21 protein-coding genes and 1 tRNA gene are annotated in these 20,550 nt (G+C 65.5%); 9 read left to right on the top strand and 13 right to left on the bottom strand.

The window, feature by feature from the left end; translation table 11 throughout:
* Entirely contained in the window at positions 1–399 is a 399-nt protein-coding gene (locus BMW75_RS14705) for a RidA family protein (RefSeq protein ID WP_076520382.1), read from the bottom strand.
* 153 nt (positions 400–552) lie between these two features.
* Here BMW75_RS14705 and BMW75_RS14700 point away from each other — a divergent pair, with 153 nt between their 5' ends.
* Positions 553–861, top strand: coding sequence for a hypothetical protein (locus BMW75_RS14700; protein WP_076522050.1), 309 nt, complete (start codon positions 553–555; stop codon positions 859–861).
* A gap of 39 nt (positions 862–900) precedes the next feature.
* Here BMW75_RS14700 and BMW75_RS14695 read toward each other — a convergent pair whose 3' ends face one another.
* Both BMW75_RS14695 and BMW75_RS14690 read right to left on the bottom strand, forming a co-directional pair.
* Positions 901–1,158, bottom strand: coding sequence for a hypothetical protein (locus BMW75_RS14695; RefSeq protein WP_076520381.1), 258 nt, complete (start codon positions 1,156–1,158; stop codon positions 901–903).
* Positions 1,159–1,252: 94 nt separating this feature from the next.
* Complete coding sequence (locus BMW75_RS14690) at positions 1,253–2,902, bottom strand: PqiB family protein (protein ID WP_175493168.1); 1,650 nt, start codon at positions 2,900–2,902, stop codon at positions 1,253–1,255.
* A gap of 160 nt (positions 2,903–3,062) precedes the next feature.
* Here BMW75_RS14690 and BMW75_RS14685 point away from each other — a divergent pair, with 160 nt between their 5' ends.
* Complete coding sequence (locus BMW75_RS14685) at positions 3,063–3,548, top strand: GNAT family N-acetyltransferase (RefSeq protein ID WP_076520379.1); 486 nt, start codon at positions 3,063–3,065, stop codon at positions 3,546–3,548.
* 13 nt (positions 3,549–3,561) lie between these two features.
* On the opposite strand, the gene BMW75_RS14680 is transcribed toward BMW75_RS14685, so the two are convergent.
* From BMW75_RS14680 to BMW75_RS14660, 5 genes are all read right to left on the bottom strand, one after another.
* Entirely contained in the window at positions 3,562–3,870 is a 309-nt protein-coding gene (locus BMW75_RS14680; protein ID WP_076520378.1) for a DUF3892 domain-containing protein, read from the bottom strand.
* Positions 3,871–3,936: 66 nt separating this feature from the next.
* Positions 3,937–4,794 carry a 3-deoxy-8-phosphooctulonate synthase gene (gene kdsA / locus BMW75_RS14675; RefSeq protein ID WP_076520377.1) on the bottom strand — a complete coding sequence of 286 codons (858 nt, stop codon included), beginning with the start codon at positions 4,792–4,794 and terminating at the stop codon, positions 3,937–3,939.
* Between the two features lie 90 nt (positions 4,795–4,884).
* Positions 4,885–5,598 carry an aquaporin Z gene (aqpZ, locus tag BMW75_RS14670; RefSeq protein WP_092580301.1) on the bottom strand — a complete coding sequence of 238 codons (714 nt, stop codon included), beginning with the start codon at positions 5,596–5,598 and terminating at the stop codon, positions 4,885–4,887.
* A 286-nt stretch (positions 5,599–5,884) separates the two neighbouring features.
* Entirely contained in the window at positions 5,885–6,094 is a 210-nt protein-coding gene (locus BMW75_RS14665; protein ID WP_076520375.1) for a cold-shock protein, read from the bottom strand.
* Between the two features lie 415 nt (positions 6,095–6,509).
* Positions 6,510–6,596, bottom strand: a tRNA-Leu gene (locus BMW75_RS14660).
* A gap of 47 nt (positions 6,597–6,643) precedes the next feature.
* On the opposite strand from BMW75_RS14660, the gene dapC reads away from it, so the two are divergent.
* The 5 genes from dapC to BMW75_RS14635 all read left to right on the top strand — a co-directional run bounded on the left by dapC (position 6,644) and on the right by BMW75_RS14635 (position 12,755).
* A complete protein-coding gene (dapC, locus tag BMW75_RS14655) occupies positions 6,644–7,840 on the top strand; it encodes a succinyldiaminopimelate transaminase (protein ID WP_175493167.1) in 1,197 nt (398 codons plus the stop codon).
* Between the two features lie 24 nt (positions 7,841–7,864).
* Complete coding sequence (dapD, locus tag BMW75_RS14650) at positions 7,865–8,686, top strand: 2,3,4,5-tetrahydropyridine-2,6-dicarboxylate N-succinyltransferase (RefSeq protein ID WP_076520373.1); 822 nt, start codon at positions 7,865–7,867, stop codon at positions 8,684–8,686.
* Positions 8,686–9,825 (top strand): succinyl-diaminopimelate desuccinylase, encoded by a 1,140-nt coding sequence (gene dapE, locus BMW75_RS14645; protein ID WP_092580298.1) that lies wholly within the window; start codon positions 8,686–8,688, stop codon positions 9,823–9,825. Before dapD ends, dapE begins: the two co-directional genes overlap by 1 nt.
* Before the next feature lie 105 nt (positions 9,826–9,930).
* Entirely contained in the window at positions 9,931–10,827 is an 897-nt protein-coding gene (gene prmB, locus BMW75_RS14640) for a 50S ribosomal protein L3 N(5)-glutamine methyltransferase (protein ID WP_092580296.1), read from the top strand.
* Positions 10,824–12,755: an ABC-F family ATP-binding cassette domain-containing protein gene (locus tag BMW75_RS14635; RefSeq protein WP_092580294.1), complete on the top strand. Its 1,932-nt coding sequence runs from the start codon at positions 10,824–10,826 to the stop codon at positions 12,753–12,755. The genes prmB and BMW75_RS14635 overlap by 4 nt, the downstream gene beginning before the upstream one ends.
* Positions 12,756–12,827: 72 nt before the next feature.
* Here the strand turns inward: BMW75_RS14635 and BMW75_RS14630 are convergent, their stop codons facing one another.
* Genes BMW75_RS14630 through BMW75_RS14620 form a run of 3 tightly spaced genes read right to left on the bottom strand, consistent with a single transcriptional unit; the run spans position 12,828 to position 16,566 of the window.
* Positions 12,828–13,133, bottom strand: coding sequence for a chorismate mutase (locus tag BMW75_RS14630; protein WP_076520370.1), 306 nt, complete (start codon positions 13,131–13,133; stop codon positions 12,828–12,830).
* 5 nt (positions 13,134–13,138) lie between these two features.
* Complete coding sequence (locus BMW75_RS14625; RefSeq protein ID WP_092580292.1) at positions 13,139–15,433, bottom strand: UvrD-helicase domain-containing protein; 2,295 nt, start codon at positions 15,431–15,433, stop codon at positions 13,139–13,141.
* Positions 15,430–16,566, bottom strand: coding sequence for a DesA family fatty acid desaturase (locus tag BMW75_RS14620; RefSeq protein WP_371467162.1), 1,137 nt, complete (start codon positions 16,564–16,566; stop codon positions 15,430–15,432). Before BMW75_RS14620 ends, BMW75_RS14625 begins: the two co-directional genes overlap by 4 nt.
* On the opposite strand from BMW75_RS14620, the gene BMW75_RS29965 reads away from it, so the two are divergent.
* Both BMW75_RS29965 and BMW75_RS14615 read left to right on the top strand, forming a co-directional pair.
* Positions 16,486–16,662, top strand: coding sequence for a hypothetical protein (locus BMW75_RS29965; RefSeq protein ID WP_371467164.1), 177 nt, complete (start codon positions 16,486–16,488; stop codon positions 16,660–16,662). The two genes, BMW75_RS14620 and BMW75_RS29965, sit on opposite strands and share 81 nt — an antisense overlap.
* A 341-nt stretch (positions 16,663–17,003) precedes the next feature.
* Entirely contained in the window at positions 17,004–17,384 is a 381-nt protein-coding gene (locus BMW75_RS14615; protein ID WP_254792016.1) for a hypothetical protein, read from the top strand.
* Here the strand turns inward: BMW75_RS14615 and BMW75_RS29960 are convergent.
* Positions 17,368–18,708 (bottom strand): RsmB/NOP family class I SAM-dependent RNA methyltransferase, encoded by a 1,341-nt coding sequence (locus tag BMW75_RS29960; protein WP_139208537.1) that lies wholly within the window; start codon positions 18,706–18,708, stop codon positions 17,368–17,370. The genes BMW75_RS14615 and BMW75_RS29960 overlap by 17 nt on opposite strands.
* A 1,078-nt stretch (positions 18,709–19,786) precedes the next feature.
* Positions 19,787–20,443: a phosphoribosylglycinamide formyltransferase gene (gene purN, locus BMW75_RS14605; RefSeq protein WP_092580418.1), complete on the bottom strand. Its 657-nt coding sequence runs from the start codon at positions 20,441–20,443 to the stop codon at positions 19,787–19,789.
* Between the last annotated feature and the right edge of the window lie 107 nt (positions 20,444–20,550).

Below are 20,550 nucleotides of genomic sequence, written 5' to 3'. Positions count from 1 at the left end.
TCAGTCCAGCATCGCTTCCGCCTCGATCTCGATCAGCCATTCCGGCAGCGACAGGCCGCTGACGATGATCCACGAAGACGGGGGCGGGTCGACCTTGAAGCGGTCGCGCAGCGCCTGCGCGACGACCTCCTGTTCGGTGCGGACCGTATCGCAGATGTAGATGCGCAGCATGATGACCTGCGCCAGATTGCCGCCCGCGGCCGCCAGGACCCGCTCGATGTTGTCCAGGGCGGCTTCGGTCTGCACCTGCAGGCCCGGGCCAACCGTGCGCTCGTTGGCATCGACGCCGACCTGGCCCGACAGCAGCATCCGGCGCTGCCCGGTCACGATGACGGCCTGGCTGAAGCCGTACTGCACGGAATTGAAGACCGTATCGGGATTCACGACGGTTCGGGACATGATCGGCTCCTTTGACTGCCGGCGTTGCGCGGCGGGCCATTCTAGCAACAGGCGTTATCGACACACGGTTGCGGCGCGTCGACCAAACGCGGTATGGATTGGCGTGCCCGCCTTTGCTACGCTGGTTTCACCTGATCAGCCAGGGTGATGGCCATGAGCAACAAGATCCGAGTCCTGTGCATCCAGCCCGCCTCGATGTCGGCGCGCTTCGCTTTCCTGGCCATCGCCTTGAAGTGGTCGCTGGGCGTCACCCCCCGCCCTTCCCGTCTGCAGATCGGGCCGCACGATCTTGCGCCCGAGGGGTCGGAGGCGGCCTTCTGGCAGTTCGCGCTGCGCCACGCCTGCTCCAGCCAGTCCATTCTGGTCACCCGCGACGACCGTTGGGATGTGTCGGCGTCGGTGGATGGCGACGAGGTCAGAGCGTTCGGCCGGACCTTCGCGCTGCGGCAGTGCCTGTATTGACTCGCCCCCTTTGTTGGCTCGCCCCCATTGTCCCGCGCCTCAGGCGTCGAGCGGGGCCTTGCGGTGATATGCCGCCATTTCCTCGGGGGTCCAGCGCTGACGCGCTTCGTCCTGGCAGCAGGTCCGGTACACCAGCGCGCCCACATCCAGGAAACGCTTCATTTCGGCTTCGGATAGTTTTCCCTGCACCTGCAACAGGCAATCCGCCAGGGTAGAGAGCACGCCATCCCATCCGTCGAACCTGCCCGGCGCAACCGGCAGCGTAATCATGCGCGCCATCATTTCACTATGGTCCATGCTGAATCTCCCCTGTGACGCGGCGCCCTACCCAGACTGGCAGAGGGCTCCCCAGGATTCCCAGCAAGTGGCGTTCCCGGCCAATCGCGGCCGCCTAGCGAGCGGGGGCGCGCGCCGGCACGGTATCGGGCGCCCGGCCGCGCAACAAAGAGCCCGGATGGGTCTGCAGGTAGTCGGCCAATTCGCGCAACGACCGGGCCGTGCGGGCAAGCTCTTGCAGCAGCGTGGCCGTATTGACAGGCAGACCCGCGTCGGGACTGAGCATTCCGCCCACGACGGCAAGCGATCTGCCGGCCTGACGCAACATGGCGGACGCCTCGGGCGCCAACTGCGTGTCCAGCCGCTTGACCAGCCTGGACGTCCCCTGCAGCAGGTTGCCCACTTCGGCGCCCAGCCCATCGAAGGGAATCCGGTCGAGCTTGGTCAGGATGCTGTTTAGCTGGAGCTGCAACTGATCCAGATTGTTTGGCACGGTCGGGATGAAGGGCGCTTCTTCCATTTTGAACGTGGCCGGATCGGCATCGGGAAACACCGCCATGGCGACATACAGTTGGCCCGTCAGCAAGTTGCCGATGCGCAACTGCGCGCGCAGGCCGCGATCGATCATGGCCGCCATCAGTTTGCCGCTGGGATGTTCCAGCGAGGCCCCCGAAAACTCCCGGATTTCTTCAAACGTCTTGGCGCCCAGTCGCTCGGGATAGAGGGTGGCGCCCACGAGCGCGTAGAACTGATTGGTTGTCCGATCGAGCTCCAGGCCGATGGAATCCACCTGGCCGACGGGGGCGCCGAATGCGTCAATGGGCGCGCCGACGGACAGCCCCCGCACCGACTGGTCAAACCGCATGCGTATGCGCAGCGGCAAGCCGTCTGGCTGCGCACGCGCGGCCGTTTCGGACGAGTAGATGGGGAAGGAGGCATTGGGCTTGGCCGCGGCATGCAGACGCGTGTCGATGGTATCGAAGGCCACGCCGCCCACGATCACCGACAGCAGCGATTGCGACCGCACTTCCAAACCACTGGAGTCCACCGAGAAATCCACGCCGCTCGCGTTCCAGAAACGCGTGCCTTCGTTGACATAGGCGTCATTGGGCGCATCGACGAACACCTGGATGTCGACCCCCTTGCCGCTGCTGTCCAGGCGATAGCCCACCACCTGCCCGACCGAGATGCGCCGGTAATACACGGGCGATCCAATGTCCAGCGAGCCGAGATCATGGGCCTTCAAGGTAAACCGCTTGCCCGGGCGATCCTGTGTCACTTCGGGCGGGACCTCCAGCCCGACGAAGGAAAACTTGGTAGCCTTCTCGGGTACGTCCTTGGCGTTGTGGCCAGCCGGATCCAGGCCGATGTATGCGCCGGATAACAAGGTGCTCAGCCCCGAGACGCCGCTCAGGGTAAGGCGCGGGCGCACCACCCAGAACACGGTTCCTTCCTGCAGGAGACCGGCCGCCTCCTTGTTGAGCCGTACCGTCGCCACGACGCCCGTGCGGTCCGGATTGAGCGCCACGCGCTGCACGATGCCCACATTCACTTCTTTGTAGCGGACCTGCGTCTTGCCAGACTCCAGCCCTTCCGCGGTCTGGAAGCTGATCGTGGCCTCCGGGCCCGCCTCCATCCAGACCCGCAGCACGAGCAGCAAGCCGCCAACCGCCGCAATGATCGGCACCAGCCAGATCCAGGAAAACCGCCGGCGGCTCCCGGCAGGCGGGGACGTTTTACCGGGGGCAGGAGCGATCTCGGGCATTGAGGAAACCCTCGGGAATGCGGAACCGGACTCTAGGCACAATCCCGATCAAGCGTCGCGCCAGGTGGCCCGCCGCGCAACAAGGGTATTCCCGACATGCCGGCCTGCCCTCGCACCCAATAGCGGGTAGGATAGCCATCCCCATAAACAGGAATGCTCCGTGAATATCGAAATCCGTCCCGCCGCTCCGTCGGACGCGGCCCAGATCCATGCTTTCATCACCGAACTGGCCGTTTACGAACGCGCGGCCCACGAGGTGATCGCCAGCGCCGAAGACGTCAGGCGCACCCTGTTCGCCGAAGGCGCGCCCGCGCGGGCGCTGATGTGCCTGCTGGATGGCAAGGCCATTGGCTATGCCGTCTACTTCTACAGCTATTCCACGTGGCTGGGAAAGAACGGCATTTATCTGGAGGATTTGTACGTCACGCCAGAGCACCGCGGCATCGGGGCCGGCCGCGACCTGTTGCGCCACCTGGCGCAAGAAGCGGTCGCCAATGGCTGCGGGCGGCTGGAATGGAGCGTGCTTGACTGGAACCAGCCCGCCATCGACTTCTACCAATCCATCGGCGCTCTGCCGCAGGACGAGTGGGTGCGCTACCGGATGGCCGGCGAGGCGCTGCGCAATTTCGCCGAGGGCCGCCGCTAGGGCTGGTGGCCGGTCAGAACTCGGGCAGGTCGAACAGCGTGTGCAGGGTGGAGCTGGGCACCGGCACCGACGCAAGGTGCTCGCGCCCGCCGTCATCCACCAGCACGCGCACCGCGCGCGATGCGACGGTCAGGCCGTCCACGCTGATCGCCGTTTCGACTTCCGCGCCATCCTTGATGAGTTCGATGACTTCGGAAGCCGCGGCGGTCGTGGGTTCCGAAATCCATCCGGGCACGCCGCGCACGGCCTGCCCCCAGCGCACGTAGGCGATATGGCCGCTCACGGCCTCTTTGCGCACGGCGACGATCACATACAAAGACATCCAGGCCTCCCTATTGTGTGGCCTGGATCGTATAACAGCTTGGCGTATCCGAGATGACCGCCGATATCAAGGTTCGATGTCGATGGGTGCAAAGGACTTCACCAGGTCGTCCAGCTGCTTGAGCTGGGTCAGGAAGGGTTCGAGCTTGTCCAGCGGCAACGCGCTGGGGCCGTCGCATTTTGCGTTCTTGGGATCCGGATGGGCTTCCAGGAACAGGCCCGCCAGGCCGACCGCCATGCCCGCGCGGGCCAATTCCGCCACCTGCTCGCGGCGCCCGCCCGACGCCGCGTCCAGCGCCGAACGCTGTTGCAGCGCATGCGTCACGTCGAAGATCAGGGGGCGGTTGCCGGACACTTTTTTCATGACGCCAAAACCCAGCATGTCCACCACGAGATTGTCGTAGCCGAAGCTGGTGCCGCGATCGCAGAGGATCAGCTTGTCGTTGCCGGCCTCGGTGAATTTCTCGACGATATTGAGCATCTGCGTGGGGCTCAGGAATTGCGGCTTCTTGATGTTGACGATGCGCTGCGTCTTGGCCAACGCCACGACCAGATCGGTCTGCCGAGCCAGGAACGCGGGCAGTTGCAGGACGTCGACCACTTCGGCGACGGGGGCAGCCTGCCAGGGCTCGTGCACGTCGGTGATGACGGGAACGCCGAACTCCTTTTTCACGGCCTCGAAGATCTTCATGCCCTCTTCCAGGCCCGGGCCGCGGTACGAATGGATGGACGAGCGGTTGGCCTTGTCGAACGAGGCCTTGAACACATAGGGGATGCCGAGCTTGGCGGTCACGCGCTGGTATTCCTCGCAGGCACGCAGGGCAAGGTCTTTGGATTCCAGCACGTTGATGCCGCCGAACAGCACGAAAGGACGATCGTTCGCGCAGGCGATCGAGGAAGAAATGACGACTTCTGGGGCGGTCATGATGGGCAATCCTGTAAAGATGAGGCAAGTGATAGTGCGTAATGTACAACCTGCCCCGCCCCTGCCTCATCTGCCGCCCGGCGGACGCCCCTACGCCCGCTCTTCGGCCGGCACGCTGACCAGCCGATACGCGATGGCGCCGATGATCGCCCCCGCCACTGGCGCGACCCAGAACAGCCACAGTTGTTCCAGTGCCCACCCGCCCACGAACAGCGCGGGTCCGGTCGAGCGCGCGGGATTGACCGAGGTGTTCGTGACCGGGATGCTGATCAGGTGGATCAGCGTCAGCGCCAGGCCGATCGGAATGGCAGCAAACCCCGCAGGGGCCCGCTTGCTGGTGGATCCCAGGATGACGAACAGAAAGCCCGCGGTCAGCACCACCTCGGTCACCAGCGCGGACAGCAGCGAATATTTGCCGGGCGAGAATGCGCCATAGCCGTTTGCGGCGAAGTGGCTGCCTTTCAGGTCGAAGCCCAGCTTTCCGTTGGCGATGCACGCCAGCACCGCGGCCGCCGCGATGGCGCCCAGGACCTGGACGATGACGTAGGGCAGGATCTCCTTGGCGGGAAAGCGCCCCCCTGCGACCAAGCCGATGGTGACGGCGGGATTGAAGTGCCCGCCGGAAATATGACCCACGGCAAAAGCCATGGTCAGCACCGTGAGCCCGAAGGCCAAGGCGACGCCAGCGAAACCGATGCCAAGTTCGGGAAAGCCTGCAGCCAGCACGGCCGCCCCGCAACCGCCCAGCACCAGCCAGAACGTGCCGAAGAATTCGGCGCCGCAACGCTTGGATAGCGAGTACATGTCTACTCCTGGATTACGAAATCTAGAAGGTATCGCCAAGCGCGTATTGCAACAGTCAAGGATTGATAATCTTGACGATTCTTGTCTGCCATGCGCGAGCGGCCGTAGCCGGCCTCAACAAAATAGCCGCGCTTGAAAGTCCGGACGATCCGGCAAACGGGCGACGCGCAATGATGGAGACGGGGGCGTCAGGCCGCCCAAAACCAAAGGGCCGGATCCTTTGCTTCAAAGGATCCGGCCCCGCTACCTGCTACAGGCTGCTCGACTATCGCGAGCAACCTGCCTATTAAATCGCTTTGATCATCGTCGCCGTGGGGCCCTTCTGGCCTTGGCCGGCAACAAACGAAACACGCTGGTTCTCTTCAAGAGACTTGTGTCCGTCACCCTGAATCTCAGAGTAATGGGCGAAGAGGTCTTTGCCACCCAGCTCCGGCATGATAAAGCCGAAGCCCTTGTCGTTGTTGAACCACTTCACAATACCAGTTTCAATCTTCAATGTAAGTCCTTGATGTACCGGGAAAATTATCCCTGGAGCCACTATGGACGAATACCTGCGACAAAGATATAGCAGTTTCAAATTGACACATTTGCCAGGGTTGCCGCGAGGTGGTTGCAGGTGGTTGCGTAAGGACGGTTTTGAAGTTGCCGGACGCGGATCGGCGCGCGCAATCGCGTCTTTGTGGAGCGGTGGGCGCCGAGAGGAAGTGGGATTGCGATACGAACGCCAGGAAGTCGTCCTGGGCTGGGGATCGGGTCGCCGTGAACGATTTAAATACGTGAACGATCTAAATATTCAAATGTCAGCTAGCGATACATCGAAGCGCCGCGTCCTGAGACACATCATGAGCCGCATCGTTGATGTGGAAGGTATTCGCGATACCCGATCGGCGATTTGGAACGATGTAGAAAGTTGGTGCGAAGGAGGGGACTCGAACCCCTACACCTGTTACGGCGTCAGGACCTAAACCTGGTGCGTCTACCAATTTCGCCACCTTCGCAATAGGCCAAGCCCGCTATTGTAGCTTGCTTGTTAAAATCTTGCGTCATGAATCCGCGCCTCGATGCCCTACACCCCTACCCGTTCGAAAAATTGCGGGCTTTGCTGGCTTCTGCCAGTTCGCAACCGGACGGTCTTACGCCCATCAATCTGTCGATCGGCGAGCCCAAGCATGCCGCGCCCGAGCGCGTGGCGCAGGCCATCCGCGACAGTCTCGCGGGGCTGTCCGTCTATCCGTCCACCAAGGGCGACCCTGCCCTGCGCCGGGCGATCTCGGAGTGGCTGGCGCGCCGCTACAGCATCCCGGCGCCTGACGCCGAGACGCAGGTGCTGCCGGCGCTGGGCTCGCGCGAGGCGCTGTTTGCCTTCACCCAGACCGTCATCGATCCGTCGGCCGGCTCGGTGGTGATCTGCCCCAATCCGTTTTATCAGATTTACGAGGGCGCCACGCTGCTGGCGGGCGCCACGCCCTACTTCGTCAACGCCGATCCAGTGCGAAATTTCGGCAGCGACTGGAACCAGGTGCCGGACGAGGTCTGGAAGAAGACGCGCCTGGTGTTCGTGTGTTCCCCGGGCAATCCGGCGGGCAACGTCATGTCGCTGGACGAATGGGAGATGCTGTTCGAGCTGTCCGACCGTCATGGCTTCGTGATCGCGTCGGACGAGTGCTATTCCGAAATCTACCTGGACGAGGGCGATCCCCCGTTGGGCGGCCTGCAGGCGGCCCGCCGGTTGGGCCGCGACGACTACCGCAACCTCGTGGCGTTTTCGAGCCTGTCCAAGCGCTCCAACGTGCCCGGCCTGCGATCGGGCTTTGTCGCGGGCGACGCGGCGCTGATCGGCCGCTTCCTGCTGTATCGAACGTATCATGGCAGTGCGATGAGCCCGCTGGTGTCCGCGGCAAGCGTCGCGGCCTGGACGGACGAGGCGCATGTGAAGGAAAACCGCCGCCAGTACCGTGAAAAATTCGACGCGGTCGTGCCCATCCTGCAGAAGGTGCTGGATGTGTCGCGGCCGCAGGCCTCGTTCTATCTTTGGGCGACGACGCCCGGTTCGGATACGGCCTTCGTGCGCGACCTTTTTGGCCGCACCGGTGTTACCGTGCTGCCGGGAAGTTTCCTGGCGCGGGAAGCACACGGCGTGAATCCGGGCCAGGGCCGCATCCGCATCGCGCTGGTAGCGCCTCTGGCCGACTGCGTGCAAGCGGCCGAGCGCATCGCCCATTTTGTACATACTTCTGTTTGATCAACCTTTAAAAGCTGAGCCGCTATGACTCTCGACCTCCAGACCACCATTGAACAAGCCTGGGAAAACCGGGGCAACCTGTCGCCCACCGACGCCAGCGCCGAAGTGCGCGAAGCGGTGGAACAAACCATCGCCGGGCTGGATCTGGGCCGCCTGCGCGTGGCCGAGAAAATCAATGACGACTGGGTCGTGCACCAGTGGATCAAGAAGGCCGTGCTGCTGTCGTTCCGCCTGAACGACAACGCCATCATGGGCCAGGCGCCGCTGCAGTTCTACGACAAGGTGCCGCTCAAGTTCTCGGAATTCGGCGACAACGCCTTCAAGCAGGGCGGCTACCGCGTGGTGCCGCCGGCCGTGGCCCGCCGCGGCGCGTACATCGCCCGCAACGTGGTGCTGATGCCCTCCTACGTGAACATCGGCGCCTACGTCGATGAAGGCACCATGGTCGACACCTGGGCCACCGTGGGCTCGTGCGCCCAGATCGGCAAGAACGTCCACCTGTCGGGCGGCGTGGGCATCGGCGGCGTGCTGGAGCCGCTGCAGGCCAACCCCACCATCATCGAAGACAACTGCTTCATCGGCGCGCGCTCGGAAGTCGTGGAAGGCGTGGTCGTGGAAGAAAACTCGGTGCTGGCCATGGGCGTGTTCCTGTCGCAAAGCACCAAGATCTATGACCGCGCCACGGGCAAGATCACCTACGGCCGCGTGCCGTCGGGTTCGGTCGTCGTTCCCGGCTCGCTGCCGTCCGCCGACGGCACGCACAGCCTGGCCTGCGCCGTCATCGTCAAGCGTGTCGATGCGCAGACCCGCGCCAAGACCAGCATCAACGACCTGCTGAGGGCTTGATGAGCAATTCGGCCGTACTGGATCTGGTCAAGGACCTGATCGCCCGTCCCTCGGTGACGCCGGCGGATGAAGACTGCCAGGCGGCGATTGCCGCCCGGCTCGAACGCATAGGCTTTACGTGCGAGACCATCGCGCAGGGCGGCGTCACCAACCTGTGGGCCCGGCGCGGAAGCGCCGCGCCGCTGACGGTTTTCGCGGGCCACACCGACGTGGTGCCCCCCGGCCCGCGCGAGAAGTGGAACAGTGACCCGTTCGTTCCCACCGAGGTCGACGGCTGGCTGTACGGCCGTGGAGCGGCCGACATGAAAAGCTCGATCGCCGCCTTCGTGGTGGCGGCCGAGGAATTCGTGGCGGCCCATCCGCAGCATGGCGGTTCGATCGCCCTGCTGATCACGTCCGACGAGGAAGGCCCGTCCATCGACGGCACCGCCATCGTCTGCGACGCGCTGAAGGCGCGCGGCGAACAGCTCGATTACTGCATCGTCGGCGAGCCGACCTCCGGCGAGGTGCTGGGCGACACGTGCAAGAACGGCCGCCGCGGCTCCTTGTCGGGCAAGCTCACGGTCAAGGGCATCCAGGGCCACGTGGCGTACCCGCACCTGGCGCGTAACCCGGTGCACCAGTTGGCGCCGGCGCTGGCCGAGATCGTCGGCATCGAATGGGACCAGGGCAACGAGTACTTCCCGCCCACCACGTTCCAGGTGTCGAACCTGAATTCGGGCACGGGCGCCACGAACGTGGTGCCCGGCGAGGCCGTGGCGCTGTTCAACTTCCGCTTTTCGACGGCAAGCACGCCGGACAGCCTGAAGCAGCGCGTGCACGCGATGCTGGACAAGCACGGCCTGGAATATGAACTGGACTGGGAATTGGGCGGCGAACCCTTCCTGACGCCGCGCGGTTCGCTGACCGACGCCTTGGTGAAGGCGATCCACGCCGAAACCGGCATCACCGCCGAACTCTCGACCACCGGCGGCACGTCCGATGGCCGGTTCATCGCCAAGATCTGCCCGCAGGTCATCGAATTCGGTCCCGGCAACGCCACGATCCACAAGGTCAACGAGCGCATCGAAGTCGCTTCGCTGGACCCGCTCAAAAACATCTATCGGCGCACGCTGGAAAACCTGCTGCTGCCCGCATGATGCCTGCGCCGGCGGGACGAAAACGCCCGCCGCGCGCGCTTTCAGCCCCCTTTTCCAGGGGGCGCTTTTCCGTTACCCCCTGGGGCGGTGATCCGAATGCCTGATATGAATCCAACCTCCCGCGAAGAACTGCAGACCGTGCGCGACCTGATCCGCTACGGCGTCTCGCGCCTGAACGGCGCCCAGGTGGCGCTCGGGCACGGCAGCGACAATGCCTGGGACGAGGCGGTCTACCTGACCCTGCACGCGCTGCACCTGCCGCTGGACACGCTGGAACCCTTCCTGGACGCCCGCGTGGTCCGCGAAGAACGCGAGCGCGTTCTGGACCTGCTGGACCGGCGCGTGACCGAGCGCGTTCCCGCCGCCTACCTGACGAACGAAGCCTGGCTGCGCGGCCACCGGTTCTATGTGGACAAGCGCGTGATCGTGCCGCGCTCGCCGATTGCGGAACTGCTGGACGCAGGCTTGTCGCCCTGGGTGCAGGACGCACTGGCCGTGGAAAACGTGCTCGACATGTGCACCGGCTCGGGTTGCCTGGCGATCCTGTCGGCGCTGGCCTTCCCCTATGCGCACGTGGACGCCGTGGACGTCTCGGCGGACGCACTGGAAGTGGCGCGCCGCAACGTGGACGATTATGGTCTGGCCGACCGGCTGGACCTGCACGAAAGCAACCTGTTCGACAGCCTTCCCGCGTGCCAATACGACGTGATTGTCTGCAATCCGCCGTACGTGAACAGCGGCTCCATGAACGTGCTGCCGCAGGAATACCTGCACGAGCCCCAACTGGCTCTGGCCGGCGGCGAGGATGGCATGGATCTCGTGCGCCGCATCCTGGCCGCGGCGCCGCAATACCTGGCGCCAAACGGCGTGCTGGTGCTGGAAATCGGCCATGAACGGGATTTCTTCGAGGCTGCCTTCCCGCAGCTTTCGCCGGTATGGCTGGACACCGAGGAAGCCTCGGACCAGCTTCTGCTGCTGACCCGCGAGCAATTGACCCTGTGATACGCGCTACTGGATTGACCCTGCGCCGCGGCACGAAGGTGCTGCTGGACGGCGCCGAATTCGTCGTGAACCCGGGTGAACGGGTGGGGATCGTGGGCAAGAATGGCGCGGGCAAGTCCTCGCTGTTCGCGCTGCTGACCGGCTCGCTGGACCCGGACGCCGGCACGCTGTCGCTGCCCGCCGGCTGGCGCATTGCCAGCGTCGAGCAGGAACTGCATGCCGACGACCGCCCTGCCCGCGAATTCGTCATCGACGGCGACACGCATCTGCGCGCGCTGCAGGCGCAGCGTGCCGCGCTGTCGGACGATCAGGGCACGCAGATCGCCGAGGTGGAATCCGCGCTGGTCGAGGCAGGCGCCTGGAGCGCGCCCTCGCGCGCCGAGCAGCTGCTTGCCGGCCTGGGCTTCAAGCCCGCGGAATGGACGCAGCCGGTCGAGAGCTTTTCCGGCGGGTGGCGCATGCGCCTCGCGCTGGCCCGCGCGTTGATGGCCCCGTCCGAACTGCTGCTGCTGGACGAGCCCACCAACCACCTGGATCTGGACGCGATGCTGTGGTTGGAGAAATGGCTGGCGGCCTATGAAGGCACCGTCATGCTGATCTCGCACGACACCGAATTCCTGGACGCCGTCGCGCGGTCCATCCTGCACTTTGACCATGCCAAGCTGACGCGCTATCGGGGCGGCTACGGCGACTTCCTGACGCAGCGCGCCGAGCGCCTGCGCCAATCGAATATCGCCTACGAACGCCAGACGCGCGAAACGGCCCGGCTGCAAGGCTTCATCGACCGTTTCAAGGCCAAGGCCTCCAAAGCCAAGCAGGCGCAAAGCCGCGTCAAGGCGCTGGCGCGCATGCAGGTGCTGGCGCCGCTGCAGGCCGAAGCCGGCATCGACATCCGCATCCCGTCGCCCGAACAGGTGCCCGACCCCCTGCTGACGCTCGAACACCTGTCGGCGGGCTACACGGACGCCGAGGGCAACGCCGTGCCCATCCTGCGCGACGTGACCCTGATGGTGCGCGCGGGCAGCCGCGTCGGCGTGCTGGGCGCCAACGGGGCCGGCAAGAGCACGCTGATCAAGACACTGGCCGAAGAACTGCCGGTGCAGGCGGGCGAGCGCCGCGCGTCGCGGGGCCTGGCGATCGGCTATTTCCACCAGCACCAGCTCGACATGCTGGACGTGGACAGCACGCCGATCGCGCACCTGGCCCGCCTGGCGCCCGAGGCGCGCGAACAGGAACTGCGCAATTACCTCGGGGGATTCGGATTCTCGGGCGATACGGTGACCAGCAAGGTCGGCCCCATGTCCGGCGGCGAAAAGGCGCGGCTCGCGCTGTCGCTCATCGTCTGGCAAAAGCCCAACCTGCTGCTGCTGGATGAACCCAGCAACCACCTGGACGTGGAAACGCGCGAGGCGCTGGCCACGGCGCTGGCCGATTTCGGCGGCAGCATGCTGCTGGTGTCGCACGACCGCCACCTGTTGCGCACGACCGTGGACAGCTTCTGGATCGTGGCGGACGGCGCGGTGCGCGAGTTCGACGGCGACCTGGAGGACTACCGGGACTGGCTGGCGGCGCGCAATGCCGATGAGCGCGCGGAAGCGCGCGAAAGCGCCGACGGCAGCGAGCCCGTCGTCGACCGCAAGGCGCAACGGCGCGCGGAAGCCGAGCAGCGGCAGCGCCTGTCCGCCCTTCGCAAGCCCCTGGAATCCAAGCTGGCCAAGGTGGAATCCGAAATGGAAAAGCTGCGCGCCAAACTGCACGCCCTGGATGCCATCATTGCCGATCCCGACCTGTATTCAGACGCGCGCCGCGCCGAACGCCAGAAGGTCATGTCGGACCATGGCGAACACGGCAAGCGGATGGGGGAACTGGAAGAGCAGTGGCTGGAGCTGCAGGGCTCGCTGGAAGAGATAGACCAGAGCGAAGCCTGATCGGGACGGCGGCCGTCCAGAGGCCGCCGACGCCCGATGCCTGGCACGCCAAGCATCGGGCGCTGCCTGCAATTACGAGTACGGACGCTCGCGCAGGCGGGTATGGTGGTCGATCACGGTGTCGATCACTTCGCGCAGGATGGCTTCGCCGAGGTCGGGCGGAACGCCCGCCTCCACCGCAAGGCGGCGGATGCGCTCGATCTGCTGGGCTTCGCGCTTGGGATCAACCAGGTCCATGCCATGGTTCGTCTTCAGCTCGCCGATCATGTCCGTGCAACGGAACCGCACGCCCAGCAACAGCATGATCTGCTGGTCGATCTCGTCGACCTCGGCGCGCAGCGACGCCAACTCGGCTTTGGGGGAATCGTCGTTGGCCATATGTGTCACCCCTGAACAATGTCAAGCTTGGCGATGCCCAGCGCCAAGGTCTTGGCGCCGACGTCGCGGAAGTGGATTTCCGCCTGGGCGTCCTGTCCCGCGCCGCTCAGGCCGATGATCGTGCCGTCGCCAAACCGCGCATGACGGACGCCCTGACCTACACGATACTGCTTGTCGCCCACCGTGACGCCCGTCGCGACCCCACGGGGTTGACGCGGCGCAATGGTGTTGGTCGGCTTGCGGCCAAAGGCATCGCCGCGATTGCCGCCGCCCCAGCCCGCGCCCGTGGCGCTGACCGGCGCCAGCCCGGCCTTGGGCGTCAGCCACTTCAGGTGCTGCTCGGGAATCTCGTCCAGGAAGCGCGAACGCATGGCATAGCGCGTCTGGCCATGCAGCATCCGGCTTTGCGCCAGGCTGATGTACAGGCGCTGACGCGCGCGCGTGATCGCCACGTACATGAGGCGGCGTTCTTCTTCGAGCCCTGCGGGTTCGAGGATGCTGTTCTCGTGCGGGAACAGGCCTTCCTCCAGGCCGGTGATGAACACGGCGTCGAACTCCAGGCCCTTGGCGGCATGCACGGTCATGAGCTGGACCGCATCCTGGCCTTGCTGGGCCTGGTTGTCGCCCGCTTCGAGCGCCGCATGCGACAGGAACGCAGCCAGGGGCGTCAGGCCCTCGCCCTCCACCGCCGGCGCATCGACCACGCCCGGCATGAGCGTGGACGAGGTGTCGTGGTCGGGCACCACGCCGGCCGGCAGGCCGTCGTAGTTTTCCTCGGAGGCGAACACGGCTGCGGCTGTGATCAGTTCGTTCAGGTTTTCCAGCCGCTCGGCGCCTTCGCGCTCGGCCTTGTAGTGGGCGTTCAGGCCGCTGGACTCGAGCATGTGCTCGACCATTTCGGGTAGCGGCAGGTCGCGCGTTTCTGCGATCAGCCGGTGGATCATCTGCGCGAATTGCGCGAGATTGGACCCGCCCTTGCCGCCGACCAACGCCACCGCGCCATACAGACTGGTATCGTGCGCCCGCGCGGCATCGGCAAGCTGCTCCAGCGTGCGCGCCCCGATCCCACGCGTGGGAAAGTTGACCACCCGCATCCACGACGTATCGTCGTGCGGATTGGCCATCAGGCGCAGGTAGGCCAGCGCGTGCTTGATTTCCTGGCGTTCGAAAAAGCGCAGGCCGCCGTAGACCTTGTAGGGAATGCCGGCGGAAAAGATGGCGTGTTCGATGACGCGCGACTGGGCGTTGCTGCGATACAGCACGGCGATCTCGCGGCGATCGCTGCCTTCGTGGATCAGGGAACGGATTTCGTCCACGATCCACTGCGCTTCCATGCCGTCGGAGGGCTGCTCGATGACGCGAACCGGCTCGCCCTCGCCCTGGTCGGTCCAGAGATTCTTGCCCAGGCGGCCCGAATTGTGTCCGATGAGCGCGTTGGCCGAATCCAGGATGTGCCCGTAGGAGCGGTAGTTCTGCTCCAGGCGAATCACGGTGCCGTGCGCGTAATCGCGCTCGAAGTCGGCCATGTTGCCGACGTTCGCGCCGCGGAACGCATAGATGGATTGGTCATCGTCGCCCACGGCGAAGATGGCCGCCCCGCCGCCCGCCAGCAGCCGCAGCCACTTGTACTGCAGCGTGTTGGTGTCCTGGAACTCGTCGACGAGGATGTGGCGGAATCGGCGTTGGTAGTGCTCGCGCACCGGCGCGTTGCGCGACAGCAATTCATAGGCGCGCAGCAGCAGTTCGGCAAAGTCCACCACGCCCTCGCGTTGGCACTGGGCCTCGTAGAGCTGGTAGATCTCGATCAGGCGCCGGCGATGGGCGTCGTAGGCTTCGACGTCCCCGGGCCGCAGGCCCTCTTCCTTGGCGCCATTGATGAAGCGCTGCACATCGCGGGGCGGATACTTTTCGTCGTCCACCCCGTTGGCCTTCATGAGACGCTTGATGGCCGCAAGCTGGTCGGTGACGTCGAGGATCTGAAAGCTCTGCGGCAGGCCGGCATCGCGATGATGCGCGCGCAGCATGCGGTTGCACAGGCCGTGGAACGTGCCGATCCAGAGGCCGCGCGTGTCGATCGGCAGGATGGCCGACATGCGCGCCAGCATCTCGCGGGCGGCCTTGTTGGTGAACGTGACCGCCAGAAGCCCAAAAGGCGAAGCCTGGCCGGTTTGAATCAGCCAGGCCATGCGGGTGGTGAGCACCCGGGTCTTGCCGCTGCCCGCCCCGGCCAGGACCAGGGCGTGCTGCGGTTCTAACGTTACTGCGGCGCGTTGTTCAGGGTTGAGCTTCTCTAGCATCATGCCGCGTAGCGGCGCAGATGTTGAGCGAACTGCTCAAGCCCAGCGATGCCGCTTTGCTGGGCGCGCTGGCACCAGGCCTGCAGGTCGTGAAGAAGCTGTTCGCTGCTGGCGCTGGAGCTTTCCCAGATACGGCCGAGTTCGCGGCGCATCTGCACCAGCGTCGACAGCGACTTGTTCTGGGCGATGGCCTTGTCCACGGCGGCCAGTTGCTCGGGCTGCAGGATTTCTTCGTTGCGGTGGATGGCGCGGCGCACACGGTGCAGCTTGGTATAGCCGCACTCGGCGTTGCCTTCCTGGCGCGAGGCCTTAAGCTTGGCCAGCTCTTCGCGGGCAGCGCTCTTGATCACGTCCGCGTAGCGGGCCATGACCTCGTAGCGGTGGGTGATGACGCCTTGCAGCGTGCGCAGGTCGATGCCCGTGCGGGAGTCGTCCAGCTTGAGCTTGGGCGCGACCTTCTTGACCTTGGCCAGGCCGAAGAACTTCAGGATGCTGATGTAGCACCAGCCGATGTCGAATTCATACCACTTGGCCGAGAACTTGGCCGACGTGCCATGGGCGTGGTGATTGTTGTGCAGTTCTTCGCCGCCGATCACGATGCCCCACGGAAACACGTTGGTGCTGGTGTCCGGGCTGTTGTAGTTGCGGTAGCCCCAATAGTGGCCGATGCCGTTGACGACGCCTGCCGCCCAGAACGGGATCCATGCCATCTGGACTGCCCACACCGTGACGCCGATGGCGCCGAACAGGGCGATGTCGATCGCGAGCATGGTCAGCACGCCCCACAGGCTGTGCTTGCTGTAGACGTTGCGCTCGAGCCAGTCGTCCGGCGTGCCGTGGCCGAACTTGGCCATGGTTTCCTTGTTGTTCGATTCTTCGCGGTACAGTTCCGCGCCGCGGAACAGAACCTTCCAGATGCCGAACAGCATGGGCGAGTGCGGGTCACCTTCCTTTTCGCATTTGGCGTGATGCTTGCGGTGAATGGCCACCCATTCCTTGGTGACCATGCCGGTCGTCATCCAGAGCCAGAAGCGGAAAAAGTGCATGACAGCCGGATGCAAATCCAGACCGCGGTGCGCTTGGCTGCGATGGAGGAATACCGTGACCGCAACAATCGTGATGTGCGTCACGACCAAAGTGAAAACGACGATCTGCCACCAAGTCGCTTGGGTCAGGCCGCCGGCAATGAAGGAGAGGATGTAATCCATATAGCTGTTATGAGCCTCGCTTGAGAAGTGGCTGAAAGTTTAGCTTACCTTAGCCGTCTGATGACAATCTAGTTTCAAATTAGTTATTGAGAGAAATCAAGGACTAAGACGCGGTTTTGAGCAAAAAGCCGCACTCTGCGCGCCGGAAGCGCGCCCGGAACCTTGGCCAGTGCCGAGGCAAACGGGGTTTCGCCCCGCCCGGAACGCCCGGGCATTCGCATCGGCACCCTATTTTGGCTACATTGCGCGATTAAAGTTCCTGTCAGGCGAGGCGGCAGTCTTGAAGACGCCACGATACCGGGTCACACTGGCCCCCTTTCGCCCGCCAAACTGTCTCATTTGTCCCACTGATGGCTGTCAATACAATGCGTCACTGTTTTTTCTCCGCCCTGGCCGCGCTTGGCCTGGCATTGCCGGTCCTCGCCTCGGCGCAAACGCTGAAATCGGGGGACGTGGCGGTCCTGGCCTCTTACTATGAGATTCGCGGATCGGACTGCCTGGCGCTGCGGGCGCCGCGCGTGTCGATCACCCGGATGCCGACGCTGGGCAAGGCCAGCATCATGCAGACGCGCGGGCAATCCAACGACTCCGGGCGTTGCGCATACAAATCCGTGCCGGTGGCGCAGGTGGTCTACCAGGCGGACCAGCCGGGCTCCGATACGCTTTCCTGGGAAGTGAAGTACCAGAACAAGACGATCGGAACCCGCCGTTACAGCGCCACCGTGGGCGTCACGCCGGGTCCTTGACCCCGCTTTCGTCTTCAGCGGCGGCTTCCGTGCTGGCAGTTTCGATCTCAGCCTCGGCCGCGGCGCCGTCGTCCGCTGCGGCAGCCTTTTTCCGGCGTTCGAACACGGCCGCAAAGAAGCCGTCGGTGCCGTGCAGGTCCGGGCGCAATTGCACGTACGGACCTTCCAGTTTCAAGGTCTCGCAACGGGCGCCCAGGATTTCGGCCGCGTCCAGGCGCTCGAAATCCGGGTGGCTGGCCAGGAAACGCTCGGCCTGCACCTCGTTTTCCTCGGCCAGCAGACTGCACGTGGCGTAGACGAGGCGACCGCCCGGTGCGACGCAGCGCGCCGCGCTATTCAGGATGCGCTCCTGCAACTGGCCCAGTCCGGCCAGCGCCTCGGGGTGCTGGCGCCATTTCAGGTCCGGATTGCGGCGCAGCGTGCCGATGCCGCTGCAAGGCGCATCGACCAGCACACGCTGGGCCTTGCCGGCCAGGCGCTTGACGCGGGCATCGTTCTCGTTGTCGATGACGACGGGCACCACGTTCGACAGACCGCTGCGCGCAAAGCGCGGCTTGGCGCGCGCCAGGCGGGCCGCCGACACGTCGAAGGCGTACAGCCGGCCCGTCGAACGCATCAACGCCCCCAGGAGCAGCGTCTTGCCGCCCGCGCCCGCGCAGAAATCAATGATCATCTCGCCGCGGCGCGGGGCGACCAACAGGGCCAGCAACTGGCTGCCTTCGTCCTGGACCTCGATGCTGCCGTTCTCGAACTGGGGCCAGCGATTGATGGCGGGACGGCCCTCCATGCGGATGCCCCAGGGGGAATACGGCATGGCGGTCGGCGCGTAGCGGCCCGCGCTTTGCTGCAATTCGGCCAGCATGGCGTCGCGCTCGGCCTTGAGCGGATTCACGCGCAGGTCCAGCGAGGCCTGGCGGTTCAACGCCTCGACCAGCGTCTCGGGGCTTTCCATGGCGCTCAGGCGCTCATCCAGCCAATCGGGAATACTGCCGCGCACCGCGCGGGGCAAGGTGGCCACATCGATTCGCGCAACACGCTGGAGCCATTCGGCCTCGGCGCCGTCCATGCCCTCTTGCAGGGCTTCGGCGCCCAGCGTCGCATTCAAGCCCAGGATGGCCAGACGGCGCGAGGCCGGGCCGACACCGCTTTCCGCATACTGGCGGTAGCGGCGCAGGTGGCGCAGCACGTCGTAGACGGCCTCGGCGACCTCGGAGCGGTCGCGCGCGCCAAGGTTCGGGTGCTGGCGCAGCCAGTGCGACAGCGACGCGTCGGCCGGATAGGTCCATTGCAGGATTTCTCCGAGGACACGCTGGACCTGATCGATGCGGATGGCCGCGTGGGACAGGCGCGGACGGTTGAATTGGGGTTTTTGCGGCGCGTGATCGCGGTCGCCGCCACGATGCTCGCCGCGCTGGCCTGCAAAGGCCTGGCGGGAATCCGGGCGGTCGTGGCCTTCGCGGCGATCCTGGCCGTAGGAACCGCGGTCGCCGCCGCGGCTGTCGCCGCGCTGGCCGCCAAAGGACGGGCGGGAGTCCGGACGGCCCTGGCCTTCGCGACGGTCTTGGCCGTAGGAGCCGCGGTCGCTGCCTCGGCTGTCGCCGCGCTGGCCGCCGAAGGACGAACGGGAATCCGGGCGGCCCTGGCCTTCGCGGCGATCCTGGCTGTAGGAACCGCGCTCGCCCCCACGGCTATCGCCGCGCTGGCCGCCGAAGGACGGACGCGAGTCCGGACGGCCCTGGCCTTCGCGACGATCTTGGCCGTAGGAGCCGCGATCGCTGCCCCGGCTGTCGCCGCGCGGGCCGCCGAAGGATGAACGGGAATCCGGGCGGCCCTGACCTTCGCGGCGATCCTGGCCGTAGGAACCGCGCTCGCCGCCACGGCTGTCGCCGCGCTGGCCGCCGAAGGACGGGCGGGAATCCGGGCGGCCCTGGCCTTCGCGGCGATCCTGGCTGTAGGAACCGCGCTCGCCCCCACGGCTGTCGCCGCGCGGGCCGCCGAAGGAGGAACGGGAATCCGGGCGGCCCTGGCCTTCGCGGCGATCCTGGCCGTAGGAACCGCGCTCGCCGCCACGGCTGTCACCGCGCTCGCCGCCGAAGGACGGGCGAGAATCCGGGCGACCCTGGCCTTCGCGCCGGTCTTGGGCGTACGAGCCGCGCTCGCTGCCGCGGCTGTCGCCGCGCTGGCCGCGCTCTTCGCGGGCGCGGTCCGCGGGCTCGGCCCGATCGCGCGACACCGGTTTGCGGGCATCGCCCTTGGGCCGCGAGAAAAAGGACCGGCCGTCGCGCCCTTCCGTGGCTGCTCCGAAGGAACCGGCCGGACGGGAACGCGGGGATTGGGGTTTAGTCATGGTGTATTCCAGTGGGACGGAGGTGTTCCGTCCGATAAATGCGATTCTGGGCCGATCAGGCGGCCGGCGACCAGGAGAATAAGCGGGCTGGGTCGCCCTTGACGTCCACGCGATGGTCGGTGGTCAGGGTAACCCGGCCTTCGGCCAGCCAGCGCACGGCTGCCGGAAAAGCCTTATGTTCCACAGCCAGCACGCGCGCGGCCAGCGATTCCGGTGTGTCCCCCGCCAGCACCGGCACGCAGCCCTGGGCGATGATGGGACCGTGGTCCAGGACCGGGGTGACAAAATGCACGGTGCAGCCATGGACGCGCACACCGGTCGCCAGGGCCTGCGCATGGGTGTGCAGGCCCGGAAATGCCGGCAGCAGCGACGGATGGATGTTCACCAGCCGGCCGGCGTAATGATTGACGAACCCGGGCGTCAGGACCCGCATGAATCCGGCCAGGATGACGTAATCGGGCGCGTAGCGGTCGACTTCAGCGGCCAGCGCGGCGTCGAAGGCTTCGCGGCTGGCGTAGTCCTTGTGATACAGGGCTGCCGTGGGGATGCCCTGCCCCGCGGCCCAACCGAGGCCGGCGGCGTCGGGACGGCTGGCGATGACCGCGGCAATTTCCGCCGGCCAGCCCTCGTCGCGACAGGCCTGGGCCAGCGCCTGCATGTTGCTGCCCCGCCCCGAAATCAGGATGACGAGACGGCGCTTGGTAGAAGATATTTCCGGCAAGATGAACAATTCCAAGGCAATTCGGACGGGTCCGCCGCGGTTCGCCGGACGCGCGGAACGGCCGGCGCGGGCGGAATAGGAACAAACCCGTAATCCAA

Source organism: Achromobacter sp. NFACC18-2 (genome assembly GCF_900108985.1).
Classification (GTDB): Bacteria; Pseudomonadota; Gammaproteobacteria; order Burkholderiales; family Burkholderiaceae_B; genus Achromobacter.
The sequence above is the reverse complement of the archived record's forward strand: the minus strand, read 5'-3'. Positions and strand labels throughout refer to the sequence as shown.

Excerpts from the sequence above, each read along its gene's own strand:
- BMW75_RS14705 (WP_076520382.1), bottom strand. The coding sequence starts at position 399 with ATGTCCCGAACCGTCGTGAATCCCGATACGGTCTTCAATTCCGTGCAG.
- BMW75_RS14700 (WP_076522050.1), top strand. The coding sequence starts at position 553 with ATGAGCAACAAGATCCGAGTCCTGTGCATCCAGCCCGCCTCGATGTCG.
- BMW75_RS14695 (WP_076520381.1), bottom strand. The coding sequence starts at position 1,158 with ATGGACCATAGTGAAATGATGGCGCGCATGATTACGCTGCCGGTTGCG.
- BMW75_RS14690 (WP_175493168.1), bottom strand. The coding sequence starts at position 2,902 with ATGCCCGAGATCGCTCCTGCCCCCGGTAAAACGTCCCCGCCTGCCGGG.
- BMW75_RS14680 (WP_076520378.1), bottom strand. The coding sequence starts at position 3,870 with ATGTCTTTGTATGTGATCGTCGCCGTGCGCAAAGAGGCCGTGAGCGGC.
- kdsA (WP_076520377.1), bottom strand. The coding sequence starts at position 4,794 with ATGACCGCCCCAGAAGTCGTCATTTCTTCCTCGATCGCCTGCGCGAAC.
- aqpZ (WP_092580301.1), bottom strand. The coding sequence starts at position 5,598 with ATGTACTCGCTATCCAAGCGTTGCGGCGCCGAATTCTTCGGCACGTTC.
- dapC (WP_175493167.1), top strand. The coding sequence starts at position 6,644 with ATGAATCCGCGCCTCGATGCCCTACACCCCTACCCGTTCGAAAAATTG.
- dapD (WP_076520373.1), top strand. The coding sequence starts at position 7,865 with ATGACTCTCGACCTCCAGACCACCATTGAACAAGCCTGGGAAAACCGG.
- dapE (WP_092580298.1), top strand. The coding sequence starts at position 8,686 with ATGAGCAATTCGGCCGTACTGGATCTGGTCAAGGACCTGATCGCCCGT.
- prmB (WP_092580296.1), top strand. The coding sequence starts at position 9,931 with ATGAATCCAACCTCCCGCGAAGAACTGCAGACCGTGCGCGACCTGATC.
- BMW75_RS14630 (WP_076520370.1), bottom strand. The coding sequence starts at position 13,133 with ATGGCCAACGACGATTCCCCCAAAGCCGAGTTGGCGTCGCTGCGCGCC.
- BMW75_RS14625 (WP_092580292.1), bottom strand. The coding sequence starts at position 15,433 with ATGATGCTAGAGAAGCTCAACCCTGAACAACGCGCCGCAGTAACGTTA.
- BMW75_RS29965 (WP_371467164.1), top strand. The coding sequence starts at position 16,486 with ATGCAAATCCAGACCGCGGTGCGCTTGGCTGCGATGGAGGAATACCGT.
- BMW75_RS14615 (WP_254792016.1), top strand. The coding sequence starts at position 17,004 with ATGCGTCACTGTTTTTTCTCCGCCCTGGCCGCGCTTGGCCTGGCATTG.